Annotated in this window: 13 protein-coding genes and 1 pseudogene; 7 read left to right on the top strand and 7 right to left on the bottom strand. The window is 44.4% G+C overall.

What is annotated here, in order from left to right; genetic code table 11:
* Window positions 1-221 precede the first annotated feature (221 nt).
* Window positions 222-653 carry an rRNA maturation RNase YbeY gene (gene ybeY, locus MUN53_RS03400; RefSeq protein ID WP_243323405.1) on the bottom strand — a complete coding sequence of 144 codons (432 nt, stop codon included), beginning with the start codon at window positions 651-653 and terminating at the stop codon, window positions 222-224.
* Between the two features lie 81 nt (window positions 654-734).
* Between ybeY and MUN53_RS03395 the strand changes: the two genes are divergently transcribed.
* Entirely contained in the window at window positions 735-1538 is an 804-nt protein-coding gene (locus MUN53_RS03395; RefSeq protein WP_243323404.1) for an alpha/beta hydrolase, read from the top strand.
* A gap of 21 nt (window positions 1539-1559) precedes the next feature.
* On the opposite strand, the gene MUN53_RS03390 is transcribed toward MUN53_RS03395, so the two are convergent.
* The 3 genes from MUN53_RS03390 to MUN53_RS03380 all read right to left on the bottom strand — a co-directional run bounded on the left by MUN53_RS03390 (window position 1560) and on the right by MUN53_RS03380 (window position 6008).
* The gene (locus tag MUN53_RS03390) at window positions 1560-3107 is read right to left on the bottom strand and encodes an ATP-binding protein (RefSeq protein ID WP_243323402.1); all 1548 of its coding nucleotides are present in this window, start codon (window positions 3105-3107) and stop codon (window positions 1560-1562) included.
* A gap of 59 nt (window positions 3108-3166) precedes the next feature.
* On the bottom strand, window positions 3167-4714 hold the full coding sequence (locus tag MUN53_RS03385) for an ATP-binding protein (protein WP_243323401.1): 1548 nt from the start codon (window positions 4712-4714) through the stop codon (window positions 3167-3169).
* A gap of 61 nt (window positions 4715-4775) precedes the next feature.
* The gene (locus MUN53_RS03380; RefSeq protein ID WP_243323400.1) at window positions 4776-6008 is read right to left on the bottom strand and encodes a nucleoside recognition domain-containing protein; all 1233 of its coding nucleotides are present in this window, start codon (window positions 6006-6008) and stop codon (window positions 4776-4778) included.
* A 153-nt stretch (window positions 6009-6161) separates the two neighbouring features.
* Between MUN53_RS03380 and MUN53_RS03375 the strand changes: the two genes are divergently transcribed.
* Window positions 6162-6875, top strand: a complete 714-nt coding sequence (locus tag MUN53_RS03375) for a DNA alkylation repair protein (RefSeq protein ID WP_243323399.1) — start codon at window positions 6162-6164, stop codon at window positions 6873-6875.
* Between the two features lie 37 nt (window positions 6876-6912).
* The gene (locus MUN53_RS03370; protein WP_243323398.1) at window positions 6913-7695 is read left to right on the top strand and encodes a TIGR02757 family protein; all 783 of its coding nucleotides are present in this window, start codon (window positions 6913-6915) and stop codon (window positions 7693-7695) included.
* 21 nt (window positions 7696-7716) lie between these two features.
* On the opposite strand, the gene MUN53_RS03365 is transcribed toward MUN53_RS03370, so the two are convergent.
* Window positions 7717-8088 carry a winged helix-turn-helix transcriptional regulator gene (locus MUN53_RS03365; protein WP_243323397.1) on the bottom strand — a complete coding sequence of 124 codons (372 nt, stop codon included), beginning with the start codon at window positions 8086-8088 and terminating at the stop codon, window positions 7717-7719.
* Window positions 8089-8235: 147 nt separating this feature from the next.
* Between MUN53_RS03365 and MUN53_RS03360 the strand changes: the two genes are divergently transcribed.
* From MUN53_RS03360 to MUN53_RS03350, 3 genes are all read left to right on the top strand, one after another.
* The gene (locus tag MUN53_RS03360) at window positions 8236-8649 is read left to right on the top strand and encodes a cupin domain-containing protein (RefSeq protein ID WP_022456336.1); all 414 of its coding nucleotides are present in this window, start codon (window positions 8236-8238) and stop codon (window positions 8647-8649) included.
* A 125-nt stretch (window positions 8650-8774) separates the two neighbouring features.
* Complete coding sequence (locus MUN53_RS03355) at window positions 8775-10079, top strand: alpha-L-fucosidase (protein ID WP_394803033.1); 1305 nt, start codon at window positions 8775-8777, stop codon at window positions 10077-10079.
* A 189-nt stretch (window positions 10080-10268) separates the two neighbouring features.
* Complete coding sequence (locus MUN53_RS03350) at window positions 10269-12251, top strand: SGNH/GDSL hydrolase family protein (protein ID WP_243323396.1); 1983 nt, start codon at window positions 10269-10271, stop codon at window positions 12249-12251.
* A 9-nt stretch (window positions 12252-12260) separates the two neighbouring features.
* On the opposite strand, the gene MUN53_RS03345 is transcribed toward MUN53_RS03350, so the two are convergent.
* Together MUN53_RS03345 and MUN53_RS03340 are read right to left on the bottom strand one after the other, a co-directional pair.
* Window positions 12261-14378 carry a glycoside hydrolase family 2 protein gene (locus tag MUN53_RS03345; protein WP_243323395.1) on the bottom strand — a complete coding sequence of 706 codons (2118 nt, stop codon included), beginning with the start codon at window positions 14376-14378 and terminating at the stop codon, window positions 12261-12263.
* Window positions 14379-14520: 142 nt separating this feature from the next.
* Window positions 14521-15138 (bottom strand): HU family DNA-binding protein, encoded by a 618-nt coding sequence (locus MUN53_RS03340; protein WP_243323394.1) that lies wholly within the window; start codon window positions 15136-15138, stop codon window positions 14521-14523.
* Between the two features lie 218 nt (window positions 15139-15356).
* On the opposite strand from MUN53_RS03340, the pseudogene MUN53_RS03335 reads away from it, so the two are divergent.
* Window positions 15357-15635: pseudogene (locus MUN53_RS03335) on the top strand (hypothetical protein); the annotation flags it as partial.
* Between the last annotated feature and the right edge of the window lie 107 nt (window positions 15636-15742).

The following is a 15742-nucleotide window of genomic DNA, read 5'->3' as shown; positions in this document are numbered from 1 at the left end:
ACGTTCAATGGTAGGCAACCATTCTTTCTTTTCCCGGCAGATATTCTTTAATCCACGCCGTGGATTACTTAGTTCTCGCCGTGGATTAAGTAGTTCACGACGAGAATTACTTAGTTCACGCCGTGAACTAAAGAATTCTTCAGGAGAAACACAAAAAACTCCCGGTAGAATTTCAGTTATCTATCGGGAGTTTTCAGATTTATTACGTAGAGAGAATAAGGTTACTGCTTGCATTCTTCCGGTAAAATCGCCAAGGCTTTATTTTCGTTTGCCTCCATGATTTCCCGTTCGCCCGGACCTTTGTCATTGATTCCGCAAAGATGCAGAATCCCGTGGATAATAGTCCGGTGCAATTCCTCGTTATATGAAGTATGAAAAGCCTCGGCATTCGTCTTGACCGTATCCAGGCTGATGAACAAATCGCCGGAAATCTTGTTTCCCTCCGTATAATCGAACGTAATGATATCCGTATAATAATCATGTTGCAAATACTGGCGGTTGACTTCCAGGATCTTTTCGTCCGAACAGAAAATATAACTGATGTCGCCCGTTTTCTTGCCGTACGTCGCAGCCACAGCTCTCACCCAACCGCTCACTGCCTGTTTATTGATTGCCGGAAGTTCAGTATCTTCCGCATAAAAAGCTATTGCCATATCTCTTGATTTTATTGTCTGCAAAGGTACGAAAGTAAGCAAATATCTCTACCTTTGCAGGAAACAGAAATTTAAAATATCATGAAAAGAATTGTTGTGTTTATTATTCTAAGCTGCCTTTGTGCCTGGCAAGCAATCGCTGCCGATTATCGTTACGAACGAAACATTGCCTACCGACAGACAAATGACGCATATGCCGATTCGATGTGCCGGCTAGATATTGCTTATCCGTCAGATGCTAAGGACGCACCCGTGGTTGTCTGGTTTCACGGAGGTGGCCTGACCGGAGGAAAACGGGAAATACCAGAAGCGTTATTAAAAGAAGGTCTGATCGTTGTAGGTGTCGAATACCGCTTGTCGCCGAAAGTAACCATCCCGGAGATCATTGATGACGCAACACTAGCCGTCAGCTGGACATTCGATCACATTAGCCAATACGGAGGAAGTACCCAAAAGATTTATTTATCCGGTCATTCTGCCGGAGGTTATCTGATCGATTTAGTAGGATTGAATAAAAGCTTATTAAAGAAATACGGAAAGGATGCCGATCAAATCGCCGGACTGATTCCCTTCAGCGGACAAGTCATTACGCACTTTGAAGCCCGGCGCCGCATGGGAATGCCACCATTACAACCTTTGATCGACTCGATAGCTCCGCTTTACTATGTACGGAAAGACTGTCCGCCTATCCTGATTATCTCAGCAGACAGGGAAAAGGAACTGTACGGAAGATATGAAGAGCAGGCATTCTTCCACCGTTTATTCAAGTTATTAGGACATCCGGATGTAACACTGTATGAATTGGACGGGTATGATCATGGGAACATGGCAGCACCTTCCTTCCCATTACTCCTGCAATTCATCCGGGAACACGAAAAGAAGTAACCGATAACAGATAAGAGCCGATTATCTCACCAACCATTTCTCGATATTCCGAGTCGCGTTGCTGAAGTTCACACCTACCTTGAACAAGCGGCGCGAATCGGATACGAAAGGCAAAGCATACTGCTTTTCTTCTATCTGCTGCAAGGCTTCCTCCGCTGTGCCGTCTAACTTAAATTCCATCACATAGATGAACTGGTCCGTGCGGATAACCAAATCTACGCGACCTTCCGATGTATGGTATTCGGCCTGGGTATAAAATCCTACCAAACGGAAGATGATGAACAGAACATTCTGGTAATGCAATTCCAAGTCACGTACCAGCTCGTAAGGTGTATCCGAGAAGAAACTCTGAAGACGTTTCATAAATCCGTCTATATTCCCTGAGCGCACTTCCTTGACAAAGTTCACGATATGGAAAGCCGAACTACCCGAACGGATATGCGCATAATAAGGCAACAAGAAGCGGGTGAAGCCTTCTTCCACTTCCTTATTCGGGAAACCCAATGTATATGTCTCAAATTCCGGATCATAATCTTTGATCGTCAAGTAACCACTCTGATAAAGTACCGGAATCGGAGATGAATCTACTGTATCAATGCCGGTCAACGTATCGGCTGTTGCCTGCTCATACGTCAGATGTTCCAACGGATAATGATTCTCTTTCAATAATTCTACCAGATATGTTGGTGTTCCTGTTTCGAACCAGTAATTGCCTAATTTCTTTCGGGCGAAAGTATTCAACAAACTAAACGGATTATATAAGCCTTCTGAATCTTCTACAAAATGATAACCATCATAACGTTCTTGTAATTCCCGCAGTAAATCCTCATAACTCATCTGCAAGGTTTCGGATAAATCGCGTATATATTCTCCCAAATCCGTCACAAGTTCCTGCTCTGTGATACCACAAATAGCGGCATAACGATTATCCATGGATATATCCATCAAATTATTCAAGTCACTGAATACGCTTACTTTACTGAACTTCGTTACGCCAGTCAGCAACGCGAACTGCAGATAAGCATCCTTGCTTTTCAGTACTCCATAAAATGCCTTCAGGATATTCCGATAACTGGATTGAAGCTCTTTATTATGGATTGCCTGTAGCATCGGCTTATCGTATTCGTCAATCAAGACAACAACTTTCTGACCTGTTTCCCGACAAATCTTCTCAATCAAATAAGCAAAACGCTCTTCCGGAGCCCGATCTTTTTTCTCATCTCCATAAACAGCTTCCCAACTTTCCAAGTGTTGATTAAGAATAGCCACCAGCGAATGAACGTCTTCATACCGACGGGCATTCAAATCCAAATGTAATACCGGGTAAGTTTTCCAGTCCTTTTCCAAGGAAGCCATTGCCAAACCATCGAACAATTCTTTCTTCCCTTCATAGTATGCCTGCAAGGTTGAAAGCAACAGACTCTTTCCAAAACGGCGGGGACGGCTCAAGAAGTAATACTTTCCCGTCTGAACCAGCTGATAAATCAATGCGGTCTTATCCACATACAAATATCCTTCCTTACGGATATTCTCAAAACTCTGAATGCCTATCGGATATTTTCTGTTCATAGCTTCTCTGATTTGAGGATTGTCGTTTTACAAAGGTAGTATTTCCTTCTAAGAAATGTTTATCTCACCAGCCATTTCTCGATATTCCGAGTCGCGTTGCTGAAGTTCACACCTACCTTGAACAAGCGACGCGAATCGGAGGCGAAAGGCAAAGCATACTGCTTTTCTTCTATCTGCTGCAAGGCTTCCTCGGCTGTACCATCTAACTTAAATTCCATTACATAGATGAACTGGTCCGTGCGGATAACCAAATCCACACGACCTTCCGATGTATGGTATTCGGCCTGGGTATAAAATCCTACCAAACGGAAGATGATGAACAGAACATTCTGGTAATGCAATTCCAAGTCACGTACCAGCTCATAAGGTGTATCCGAGAAGAAACTCTGAAGACGTTTCATGAATCCATCTATATTCCCCGAACGCACTTCCTTGACAAAGTTCACAATATGGAAAGCAGAACTTCCTGAACGGATATGCGCATAATAAGGCAACAAGAAGCGGGTAAAGCCTTCTTCCACTTCCTTATTCGGGAAACCCAATGTATAAGTTTCAAATTCCGGATCATAATCCTTGATCGTCAGGTAACCACTCTGATAAAGTACCGGGATCGGAGATGAATCCACCGTATCAATACCAGTCAGCGTATCGGCCGTTGCCTGTTCATACGTCAGATGTTCCAACGGATAATGATTCTCTTTCAGTAATTCTACCAGATATGTTGGTGTTCCTGTCTCGAACCAGTAATTGCCCAATTTCTTTCGGGCGAAAGTATTCAACAAACTAAACGGATTATACAGACCTTCTGAATCTTCTACAAAATGATAACCATCATAACGTTCTTGTAATTCCCGCAGTAAATCCTCATAACTCATCTGCAAGGTTCCGGATAAATCGCGTATATATTCTCCCAAATCCGTCACAAGTTCCTGCTCTGTGATACCACAAATAGCGGCATAACGATTATCCATGGATATATCCATCAAATTATTCAAATCACTGAATACGCTCACTTTACTGAACTTCGTTACGCCAGTCAGCAACGCGAACTGCAGATAAGCATCCTTGCTTTTCAGTACTCCATAAAATGCCTTCAGGATATTCCGATAGCTGGATTGAAGCTCTTTATTATGGATTGCCTGTAGCATCGGCTTATCGTATTCGTCAATCAAGACCACCACATTCCGGCCTGTTTTCTCAGCTGCCCGTTGGATAACACCCTTAAAGCGAAGAGATAACGTTGTTTCACTTTCCTGTGTTCCGTAGAGACGTTCCCATTCACATAAGGTATCATTCAGAATAGAAGTCAAACTATCGACCGAATCATAACGCTGGGCATTCAAATCCAAAAGCAATACCGGATAAGTTTTCCAATCCTTTTCCAAGGAAGCCATTGCCAAACCATCGAACAATTCTTTCTTACCTTCATAGTAAGCCTGCAAGGTTGAAAGCAACAGACTCTTTCCAAAACGGCGGGGACGGCTCAGAAAGTAATACTTTCCCGTCTGAACCAGCTGATAAATCAATGCGGTCTTGTCCACATACAAATATCCTTCCTTGCGGATATTCTCAAAACTCTGAATGCCTATCGGATACTTTCTGTTCATAGCTTCTCTGATTTGAGGATTGTCGTTTTACAAAGGTAGTATTTTCTCTCTGTTTTCTGTCTTATCCAAAGAATAAATAAGCCATGGCTATAGCCGCAATTGCTCCAGCCAAATCTGCCAGTAAAGCACAGGGAACCGTATATCGGGTATTCTTAATGCCTACACTGCCATAATAAAGTGCGACAACGTAGAATGTAGTATCACACGAACCTTGCACAATAGAAGACAAACGACCGACAAATGAGTCCGCTCCATACGTATTCATCGCATCGAGCATCATACCGCGCGCACCACTTCCGCTTAACGGTTTCATCAGAATAGTAGGAAGAGCCTCAACAAAATCGGTATTCAAACCGAGAGAACCTACACAGAAACGAACGCCTTCGATCAGGAAATCCATCGCTCCTGAAGCCCGGAAAATCCCGATTCCAACCAGAATGGCGACCAAATAAGGAATAATCGTAATGGCTGTCTGGAATCCTTCTTTCGCTCCTTCAATAAAAGCATCATAGACATTCAGCTTTTTACGGACACCACTCAGGATAAATCCACAGATAATGGTAAACAGCAAGGTATTGGCAAAAAGGGTAGAGTAGAGGGAAACCTGTTCCTGTGTCATGGAATGGAACAACCAGATCAAGCCACCAATCAAAGCTGCCATACCTCCAAAGAAAAGCAATAAGTTCCGTTGCAGAATATTGATCTTCTGCTTAAAGCAGACCGCCAGAATAGCCACCAAGGTAGAAATAAATGTGGCCAACATAATAGGCAAGAAGACATCCGAAGGATTGGCTGCTCCCAATTGCGCCCGATACATCATGATCGTAATGGGAATAAGCGTCAATCCGGAAGCATTGATGCAAAGGAACATAATCATTGGATTACTGGCAGTGTCTTTCTCCCGGTTGAATTCCTGCAACTGTGTCATCGCTTTCAGTCCCATCGGCGTGGCCGCGTTATCCAATCCCAAAAGATTTGCCGACAAGTTCATGAAAATAGAGCCGGTCACCGGATGATCTTTCGGAATATCCGGGAAAAGCTTGCTGAATACCGGCGAAGCCATCCGGGCAAATGCCTGAATCACGCCACCTTTCTCTCCAATCTTCATAATACCTAACCAAAGAGATAATATACCGGTCAGTCCCAATGAAATCTCAAAGCCTGTTTTTGCTGAGGCAAACGAAGCATTGACAATCTCTGTAAAGACATTCGTATCGCCCAAGAAAATCAATTTGCAGGCAGCTACGACAAAAGCAATCAGAAAGAAAGCAATCCAAATATAATTCAGTACCATGTGATCCGTTTTTTAGGAAGCAAATATAAGAATATCTTTCCATTTTCCATTCCCAAGCTTTTCTTTGTATATCCGGCTATTTCAGATAGCGAGGATTTTTTGTACGTTTGTAAATTACTTTCTCGATAACTAAAATCCAAATATCACATTTTCATGCAAACGGCATCTTTTATCTTAGACGAACTCCAATCGGTCGCATCAACCGAGAAAGCAGCACATTTGAGTCGCTTTTTCAAGACTGGTCCCGGAGAATATGGTGAAGGCGACAGCTTCTTAGGTATTCCTGTTCCGCTGACACGCAACATTGCCAAGGCAAACCTGGAAACGCCTCTGGAAGAATTACAAATCCTGCTTCATTCTCCATGGCATGAAGCACGGCTTTGTGCGCTTCTCATCCTTGTAGAACGCTTCAAGAAAAGAAAGACAACCGATGAGGAACGTACCATCATCTACCAGTTTTATTTGAAGAATACCCGTCGTTGTAACAACTGGGATCTGGTGGATTTAAGTTGTCCGACTCTTCTCGGCGGTTATCTCCTGCATCAGACAGACCATAGTCTGCTGTATCGTTTGGCAGAAAGTAACAATCTGTGGGAACAACGCATTGCGATTGTCTCTACCATAACCCTCATCCGTCACGATCAGTTTGCTGACACCCTTGCCCTTTCCAAGCAACTGATGAATCATAAACACGACCTCATGCACAAGGCTGTTGGCTGGATGCTCCGTGAAATCGGCAAACGCGACCGGAATGTCCTTACCGACTTCCTCGATGAGTATGCCACCCGTTTGCCCCGCACGGCTCTTCGTTATGCCATTGAGCATTATCCGGAAGAGGAAAGACAGGCTTTTCTTAGAAAGAAATAACAGTAGATTTGTCATCATCTATAAGAAGTAAGAATTTATGAACAAGACAATAGCAGAAGAAATTCGTGAACTGGCAAAGAGATATCATACCCCTGATTTTATCACCCGTGATCCAATACAGTTTCCTCATCATTTCACCGATAAAAAGGATATTGAGATCTCTGCCTTTATAACAACCTGGATTACTTTCGGGAAACGGGAATGCATCATTCGAAAATTAGAAGAATTTCATCAGGCTATTGATTGGAGACCTTTCGAATTTATCCGCAATACAGACAACATCAACCAAGTGATTTCTAAGATGGATAAAGGAAAGAAGTTTTACCGGTTCTATTCTTATGAGGATTTAAGAGCGCTATGCTTGAGACTCCAACGGATATATACCGAATACCATTCTCTGGAAGAAGCCGTTATGCAGACAGAAATAGGGTCGGATATACATCGCCATGCGAATATTCACCTATATAAATTGCAATCATTATTTTCCGGGATCAAAGGAATCCCTGAGCCTTCCAGCTATTCTGCCTGCAAACGCCTGGCTCTATTCCTGCGCTGGATGGTACGACAAGACAGAACTGTAGATTTAGGTATTTGGGAACAGGCTCTTCAGCCCAAAGATCTGATTATTCCGTTAGATACCCACGTAATCAAAATGGCAATCCGCCTCGGACTAATTCCAGATACAAAATCACAAACACAGTATATTGCCCAGCAGATTACGGAACAGTTAAGAGAAATATTCCCAGATGATCCTTGCTTAGGAGATTTTGCTCTCTTCGGGAAAGGAGAGGAAGAAGCAAATCAAAAGAGAATTGAGTAGGAGTGGCCTTCATCACCGGAGTCATCCTTTCACTTCTTCCTGAGCATCCAGGTTGGCTCTTTCCTCCAGGATCTGTTCCTGATTATCCAATGCCCAACGGACTAATTCTTTCAATAATGGCATCAGACTACGGCCACGGTCGGTCAGTGTGTATTCAACGCGTGGCGGGACTTCCGGATAGACATCCCGTTTTATCAGTCCATCTGCTTCGAGCGTACGTACCGTTAATGTAAGCATGCGCTGGGAAATATCACCGATAGACTTCTGAATCTCGTTGAAACGCATCGTACCGTTCGCATCCAATGTAATCAAAACCAACATAGACCATTTACTGCCGATACGACTCAAGATATCCCGAATCGGACAAAATTTATGATGATGAAATTCTTTCATTTTTTTAACCCTTTACTATCTGTCTGTAAGCGAATAATCGTAACAAAAATGTTACTGACGAACGTCTTTGTGCCTTCTTGACTACTTCTATTCTTTCGTTCATCTTTGCATCACAAATATAAAGAACACTTTTAAATTTAACAGATTATGGAACAGAAAATGACTACAATCAGCGGTAAGAATTTTACAAGTATTGAAACTGGATCGATGAACGAATGGAAAGAAAAAGTCTTCCTGAAAGATGTTACCAGTGCAACAGCTACCGAGATTTCTATCTCGACTTTACAACCCAATGAGGCTGTTCCGTTCTTCCATGCCCACAAGCAGAATGAAGAGACTTATATTATTCTGAGCGGGAAAGGTGATTTTCAGGTTGACGATCAGTGTTTCCCGATCCAAAGCGGCAGTGTAGTTCGCGTAGCTCCCGAAGGAAACCGTTCGATGCGCAATACAGCTAATGAGCCCATGCATTATATTGTCGTACAAGCCAAGCAGCATTCTTTGGAACAATTTACCTTTACCGACGCAGCCATCACCGAGCAGACTCCGTTATGGAAATAAGAAATAACTGATTTTTCCTCATTCTCCTTGAAAATTCTTCCTAAAATACTACATTTGTGTGTCAAACATTAAATTTTAATACAATGCGAACACATTTAATGAGTTTAGGCATTGCTTTCCTGGCAATGTCAATGCAACTTCCGGCTCAGGAAGTTAGCCGCGCACAAGTAGATGAGCAGAAGGAAAAACGGATGGAATGGTTTGAAGAAGCCAAACTGGGTATTTTCATTCACTGGGGTATTTATGCCGTGAACGGTGTGTCAGAGAGTTGGTCGTTCTACAATAATTACCTGCCGTATGAGGAATATATGAATCAGACCAAAGGCTTTACGGCTTCGAAATACAATCCGAAAGAATGGCTGGACCTGATTCAGGAGAGCGGTGCCCGCTATACGGTACTGACTACCAAGCATCACGACGGTGTTGCCTTATGGGATACGAAAGCCGGCGACTTGAGTGTTGTCAAATCGACTCCGGCTGGAAAGGATCTGGTGGCTCCTTTCGTGGAAGAAGTACGCAAACACGGACTGAAACTGGGATTTTATTATTCACTCCTCGACTGGTCGCATCCGGATTATCCGAACAAGACCAAGACAGAAACCCGGTATAAAGACGATCCGGCCCGATGGAATAAGTTTGTCCAGTTCAACTTTGCCCAATTGGCAGAACTGAATAAAACCTGGAAACCGGATTTATACTGGTTTGACGGCGACTGGGAACAAAGTGCCGAGGCTTGGAACTCCAAAGGAATTGTCGATCTGCTTCGTTCTACCAATCCGAATGTCATTATTAATTCGCGTATCCAAGGCTATGGCGACTATGCAACTCCCGAACAAGGAGTTCCGGTCGTTCGTCCGAAAGACAAATACTGGGAGTTATGTATGACGATGAATGATTCGTGGGGCTTTCAGCATGCCGATACGAATTATAAAACACCGCATATCCTGTTGCGTACGTTTGTCGATTGCCTCAGCATGGGCGGTAACTTATTATTGGATATAGGTCCGAAGGAAGATGGTACAATCCCGGAAGAGCAAGTGGCGATCCTGAAGGAATTCGGACGGTGGATCAAGAAACACAAAGAAGCGGTTTATGAGACGCAGGCTGGTATTCCGGCAGAGCACTTCCAAGGATATACAACTCTCAACAAAGCCGGCGATATCCTGTATCTCTATCTCCCGTATCGTCCGAACGGACCCATCGAAATCAAAGGATTGATGAATAAGGTGAATCGTGTCTGGGTAGTAGGAAACGGAGCCATGCTTCCTTTCAAGATTCACAACAAGAGTTACTGGAGCCAGGTGCCGGGTAACTTATACATCGAAGTGCCCGAACGGGTTCAGGATGAACAAATCACGGTATTGGCTGTCTTGCTCGACGGTCCGATCAAACTATACCGTGGAGAAGGCCAGGTGATTTCGGCCAATTAAAACTGACAAGCCTTATTATCCGAATTAAAAGTAACGAGAATCGATTTCGAATCCGGTGAAGATTGAAGTCGATTCTCGTTATTTTCTGTTTTCAAACCCAACTGCACGATAATCTGTCCTCATATCTTTGGGTTATTTCTCTTTTTTCTGCATCTTTGTCATCAACAAGCAGACTAATTTGTATTTATCATGAAAAGAGCACTCTTTGGTATCTTAGTAGCGGGATTCTCTTGTCTGTCGAATATGCAGGCAACCCGTATGGACGCTTTGGTTACGGACAGTCCAACCTTTCCTCATCCGAATGTGATGACAGCAACACAACTTCCGCAAACCGTTTTTCCCGGGACTAAAAGTCAGTGGGAAGGATGTGACCGGTATGACTTCAAGTTTCAGGACCGGGATGCAATTGTCGTTGTACCGAAAAAGGCAGCACCCGGCCGTCCGTGGATCTGGCGTCCGGCTTTCTTCGGCGCATTTCCTTCGGTCGATCAGGCTTTATTGAAAGAAGGATTTCATATCGTTTACTACGATTTGACACACCTGTATGGAAGTCCGCATGGAGTCAAGCTGGGAAATGATTTCTATGCCGAAATGGTGAACCACTATCATTTGGCCTCGAAAGTAACGGTCGAAGGATTCAGCCGGGGCGGATTATATGCCTTTCACTGGGCAGCCCAGAATCCGGAGAAAGTAGCTTGCCTGTACGTGGACGCGCCCGTTTGTAACGTCTTCAGCTGGCCTAAAAAGACAGCTCCGGATCTTTGGCCGGACCTGCTAAAGGAATGGAACCTGAAAGATGAGGAAGTAGGAGAGGACTTCCAAGGGAATGTCATTTATCTGGTAGATAAACTTGTGGCCGGAAAAGTTCCGGTCATGGCCGTTTGCGGAGGAGTGGATAAAGTCGTTCCATACGAAGAGAATCTGAAGCCGGTAGCCGACAAATATCGGAAAGCCGGTGGCGTCATCGAAGTGATTGTCAAACCGGACTGCGACCATCATCCGCACAGTCTGGAGAATCCGGAACCGGTAGTCGATTTCATCAAGCGGTATCAGCCGGGATATGCCGACAAAGTACATATCCAAGCACGGAATAATCTGAATAATGCCTTCCATAAATTCAATATCGAGAAGAAAGGATGCGTAGCTTTCCTGGGCGGTTCCATCACAGAAATGAGAGGCTGGTGCGCTCAAATCAGGGAAGACTTGCAACAACGCTTCCCCGATACTCAATTCACCTTTATCAAAGCCGGGTTGCCCTCGGCAGGTTCCACGCCGCATGCTTTCCGCATGGAACAGGATGTGCTGCAACACGGAACGCCCGACTTGATGTTTGTCGAAGCGGCTGTCAACGATGATACCAACTACTTTACGGGAGAAGAACAGATTCAAGGCATGGAAGGGATCGTCCGTCATGCCCTTCGGGTGAATCCGAAGATGGATATCATCTTCCTTCATTTCATTTATGATCCGTTTATCGAACCTTTACAGAAAGGTGAGCAACCGGAAGTATTTACCAACCATGAAAAGGTAGCGGAACATTATCAGCTGCCTTCCATTCATTTGGCACAGGAAGTGGCCGAGCGAATGAAAGCCGGAGAATTCGACTGGAACCAATTCGGCGGAACGCATCCCAGCTGGTTCGGACACAAATATTATACGGCTGCCATCAATCTTTTGCTGGATCAGGAGACAAAGCCGTTTGATGCCTTGCAGGAACAGAAGCACTCCTTGCCAACGCCCCTGAATCCGTTCAGCTATGCAGACGGGAAACTGGTTCCGATCAGCGACGCCCAAAAACTGAAAGGCTTCGAGATCGTCAACGACTGGACACCCGATGATCCGCAAATCGCTACCCGGCCGGGCTTCGTTCATGTCCCCATGTTACATGCTTCTCAAGGGAAGTCATCGCTGACTTTCTCATTCACCGGAACAGCCGTCGGTATCTTCTGCGCTGCCGGTCCGAAAGCCTGCGTTTTGGAGTATAGCATCGACGGAGCTCCTTACAAGAAAATCGATACGTATACCGAATGGAGCTCCGGATTATACATTCCTTGGGTTTATATGTTTGAGAAGAAGTTGGAGAACAAATCGCACACACTGAAACTCCGCATCCCGAAAGGCGAACGGACCGAATGTGTGATCCGCGACTTTGTCGTCAACCAGCCCGAATAAGACAGTTGATCAGAAGCCGGCGTGTTCTTCTTTTTCATAAGAAGCGTCGGCTTCTCGTCTTTTCTCTCCTGTGTACATCCAACGGATCTCATCTTCATAGACTTTCCCGTCTTTCTCTACTTGTGCCCGTACGATATTCTCGCCATCGGCCAACGTAACCGGATCGATCCGGTAATGTACCTCCGTATATCCTTGCTGGATACCACTTAATTCTTTTCCGTTCAAGAACACCCGGGGCGTTCCGATATTCGAATACACCGTGATGGAAGTCACCTTCTTCTCCCGGTCTACATTACGGCGCTGTGTCAGATACAAAACAGGCTCTTGACTCCAGTTCGCTTTGTACCAATAATAAGCATCTTTCTTGATCTTCCGATCAAAGGTAACCAGTCCCTTCATATTCCGGCAAGCCACGCCGCCACGTTCCCACATCGGGCAGGCAAAGTCAAACATATTCCACAGATAAGAGGCCAGAATATACGGATGCTGAGCAATCACACTCCAATGATATTCGTGGGTTTTCGTCTGAAAGGTTTCCGGATAAAACTCTTTTCCCCACTTCAACGCATCACCCAAATACTCCGACTGGTGATGGATATTCGCATCCGCTCCATATTCCGTCAGCATCAGTTTCGTTTCCGGATAGTTTGTTTCCAATCCTTTCACCCACGGTTCGATATCCTGCAATGTCTTTTCGTACCAGCCAAAGTAACGGTTCATTCCCTGAATATCGGCACATAAGTTTACCGGATGTTCCATATGTCCGTATCCATTGACCGAAGCTGTAAAGCGGTCTGGATCTTCCGTCTTGGCCAGATCATGCAATGATTGCGTCAGTTCTCGTGTATAAATATGAGGTTGATAAACTTCATTATGCAATCCCCATACATAAATCGACGGATGATTCAGGTTCTGCCGGATCAATTCCCGTAACTGGTTACGCGCGTTCTCGGCTTCTTCGCCCGTTACCCGGTTGACAAAAGGAATCTCGGCCCAAATGATCAGTCCCAGACTATCGCACCGCGAATATAAATAATCCGATTGCTGGTAATGGGCAAAACGTACCGTCGTCGCACCGATGTCCATAATGAAAGACAGGTCTTCGTCGTGATGCTTATTCTCCAGTGCGCTTCCCAGTTTCCAACGGTCCTGATGACGGGTCACGCCATACATCGGATACTTCTCGCCATTCAGGAAAAAGCCTTTTCCGGCTATCAGCTCATACTTACGGATGCCCAAGGGTTGTACAACCTCATCGATGACTTTTCCATCACGTAAAAGGCGAGTCACCACTTTATATAGATAAGGATTCTTTCGTCCTTGCCAAAGCGTCGGTTTCCGAAGTTTAAAGTCTGCTGTAAACTCCTGTATGCCCTGTGGTGTCAATTCAAGAGGTTGCTGTTGGCTCGCCACTGGCTCTCCTTCTTGGGTATAAATGGTATTCTCCAGTGTTAACGGAACCGTATAAAGCGTTCCGTTATCCAATTTCACACGGATATGGACACCGGCCGATTGTTTGGATACCTGCTTTTGCGTAATATAGACACCGGGCGAAGCATAATCGGTCTGACAAATATGACAATCCTCGGTCACAATCAAAGAAACCGGACGATAAATACCACCATATACGCCGAACAACTGATGATTGACCGGAATCACATCCGGACGGGAAGCATTATCCGCCTTCACGACAATCTCATTCTTTGCTCCCGGTTTCAATAAGTCTGTAATCTCACAGGCGAAAGCCGAATATCCGCCTTTATGGGTTGTAGCCAACGTGTTATTGACATAAACCCAAGCACAAGCGCCCACACCTTCGAAACGTAGATAGACTCGTTTTCCTTTCAGGTCGGCCGGACAATCGTATGTCTTCTGATAATAAGCCGGACCCTGGTAGAAATTATTAGGTGTTGTCTGCATGTCAATATTATTCCACGTATGAGGCAAGGTTACTTCTTTCCAACCCTTTTCCCAAGCTGCCATATTCACCAAGAGCTCTTGTTGTACGGGTGCTTTCTTAAATTTCCAACCCTCGTTAAAAGGAATCACTTGCCGTCCTTCGGCATACAGGAACGAAGAGATCATTCCCCCAAATACTAAAATAAGTGTCGCTATACGTCGATTCATGATATTTCGATTTGAACTACAATATTAGAGAGAAATTGGCAGGTGAACAAGCTTTTGAAACGCAAATGTAAATTCCGATATTCTTTGGGATGTTCCTTACCAATCCCTCAAACAGGACTTAATCCTCGGATAATAAAGAGGACTATTCCGCTTCTTTCCCGTACCAGCCCGGCATCGGGACATAAACAGGATGATAACGTGTGGCCATATTTTTCAGTTTCTTTTCCTCGATCAGCCGTTTCAGTTGGCGGTTCGCCGTAATTTGAGTCAGGCCACAAAGCTGTTCCAAGTCACGACGCATCAAAAACAAGTTCGTCTGGAAATAAACCGTCAGCTTTTCATCCATCTTTTCCGGCGAGAAAGCAGACGAATGTACCTTGCGTTTGGAACGAATGGTCTGTGCTTTGTGCATCTTCTCCTTCAAAGCCTTATCCGCCCGGAAATTGACGGACTTAAACTTTACCTTTCCGGCGCGTGTTTCTTTCGGGTTTTCCGTTTCCGGACATTGCAAACTCACCTCGAAAAAACCGATTCCTTCAACATGAACCCGTTCACTTTCGCTCAAGTGCTGCGCAATTTGATAGCTCAAAGCATCGATTGTTGCCCGAATATCTGCCGTCGTCAGGGTAGAACCGGAATGGATTTCCTCAGCCAACTCCTGCGTAGTTACCGTCCGATAGTTAACAACCTTAGGATAATACTTTTTTGTCTTCTCGCCGAATGTATGTGGAGACTGGTAAAATTCGAATTCAATAGCCATATTGAGTTAAGTTTTTGAGTTTGTAATCAAGTTATCACATTATTTTTCAACTGGATGATATGTGCTTTTCACTTAGGAGAAACGTGTTTTTCATAGGAATGAAAAGGACTTCTCATTAGGCTGAAAAGTTTTACTTATCGTTACAAAAGTAACAAAGTATCCCGAATTATGCAACTAATCCATTCAGAAAAAGAAGTTTATCCGATTTATTTTCAATAATTTGCATCTGGGGCAACATCGAACTTTGGCAGTCCAGATGTCAGTATGCGGACGATGCGCTGAAGTTCCGTGCCATCCGCTCGTGGGGAGGATGCAGTCCCAAAGAGATTCTTTGGCTGAATGATGTGTTCGACATTCACCGTGACGAAAAGTCCATCGAATGGATACGAGGACAAGCTGACGGTTACGACAAAGATTTGAAAACCGTTTCTGACAGCCTGATGCAGGAGAGTTTGAAGGTAAGACAAGTGAAAAACAATAGAAAGCAAAGTAGATGATACGTATAAGACACTTGATACGACCTCCATAGGCACAATTACAATATAAAAATGGAAGATTCTTGCTAAGACTTTGTTTTATTTTCATTGTTAATCATTAACTTTGC

It is taken from the genome of Parabacteroides faecalis (assembly GCF_022809355.1).
Classification (GTDB): Bacteria; Bacteroidota; Bacteroidia; order Bacteroidales; family Tannerellaceae; genus Parabacteroides; species Parabacteroides faecalis.
This window is presented reverse-complemented; position numbering and strand designations above follow the sequence as displayed.

What these genes read in the sequence shown, in the direction of transcription:
- MUN53_RS03345 (WP_243323395.1), bottom strand. Translation starts at nt 14,378, where the DNA reads ATGAATCGACGTATAGCGACACTTATTTTAGTATTTGGGGGAATGATC.
- MUN53_RS03340 (WP_243323394.1), bottom strand. Translation starts at nt 15,138, where the DNA reads ATGGCTATTGAATTCGAATTTTACCAGTCTCCACATACATTCGGCGAG.
- MUN53_RS03390 (WP_243323402.1), bottom strand. Translation starts at nt 3,107, where the DNA reads ATGAACAGAAAATATCCGATAGGCATTCAGAGTTTTGAGAATATCCGT.
- MUN53_RS03375 (WP_243323399.1), top strand. Translation starts at nt 6,162, where the DNA reads ATGCAAACGGCATCTTTTATCTTAGACGAACTCCAATCGGTCGCATCA.
- MUN53_RS03370 (WP_243323398.1), top strand. Translation starts at nt 6,913, where the DNA reads ATGAACAAGACAATAGCAGAAGAAATTCGTGAACTGGCAAAGAGATAT.
- MUN53_RS03365 (WP_243323397.1), bottom strand. Translation starts at nt 8,088, where the DNA reads ATGAAAGAATTTCATCATCATAAATTTTGTCCGATTCGGGATATCTTG.
- ybeY (WP_243323405.1), bottom strand. Translation starts at nt 653, where the DNA reads ATGGCAATAGCTTTTTATGCGGAAGATACTGAACTTCCGGCAATCAAT.
- MUN53_RS03350 (WP_243323396.1), top strand. Translation starts at nt 10,269, where the DNA reads ATGAAAAGAGCACTCTTTGGTATCTTAGTAGCGGGATTCTCTTGTCTG.
- MUN53_RS03380 (WP_243323400.1), bottom strand. Translation starts at nt 6,008, where the DNA reads ATGGTACTGAATTATATTTGGATTGCTTTCTTTCTGATTGCTTTTGTC.
- MUN53_RS03395 (WP_243323404.1), top strand. Translation starts at nt 735, where the DNA reads ATGAAAAGAATTGTTGTGTTTATTATTCTAAGCTGCCTTTGTGCCTGG.
- MUN53_RS03385 (WP_243323401.1), bottom strand. Translation starts at nt 4,714, where the DNA reads ATGAACAGAAAGTATCCGATAGGCATTCAGAGTTTTGAGAATATCCGC.
- MUN53_RS03360 (WP_022456336.1), top strand. Translation starts at nt 8,236, where the DNA reads ATGGAACAGAAAATGACTACAATCAGCGGTAAGAATTTTACAAGTATT.
- MUN53_RS03355 (WP_394803033.1), top strand. Translation starts at nt 8,775, where the DNA reads ATGTCAATGCAACTTCCGGCTCAGGAAGTTAGCCGCGCACAAGTAGAT.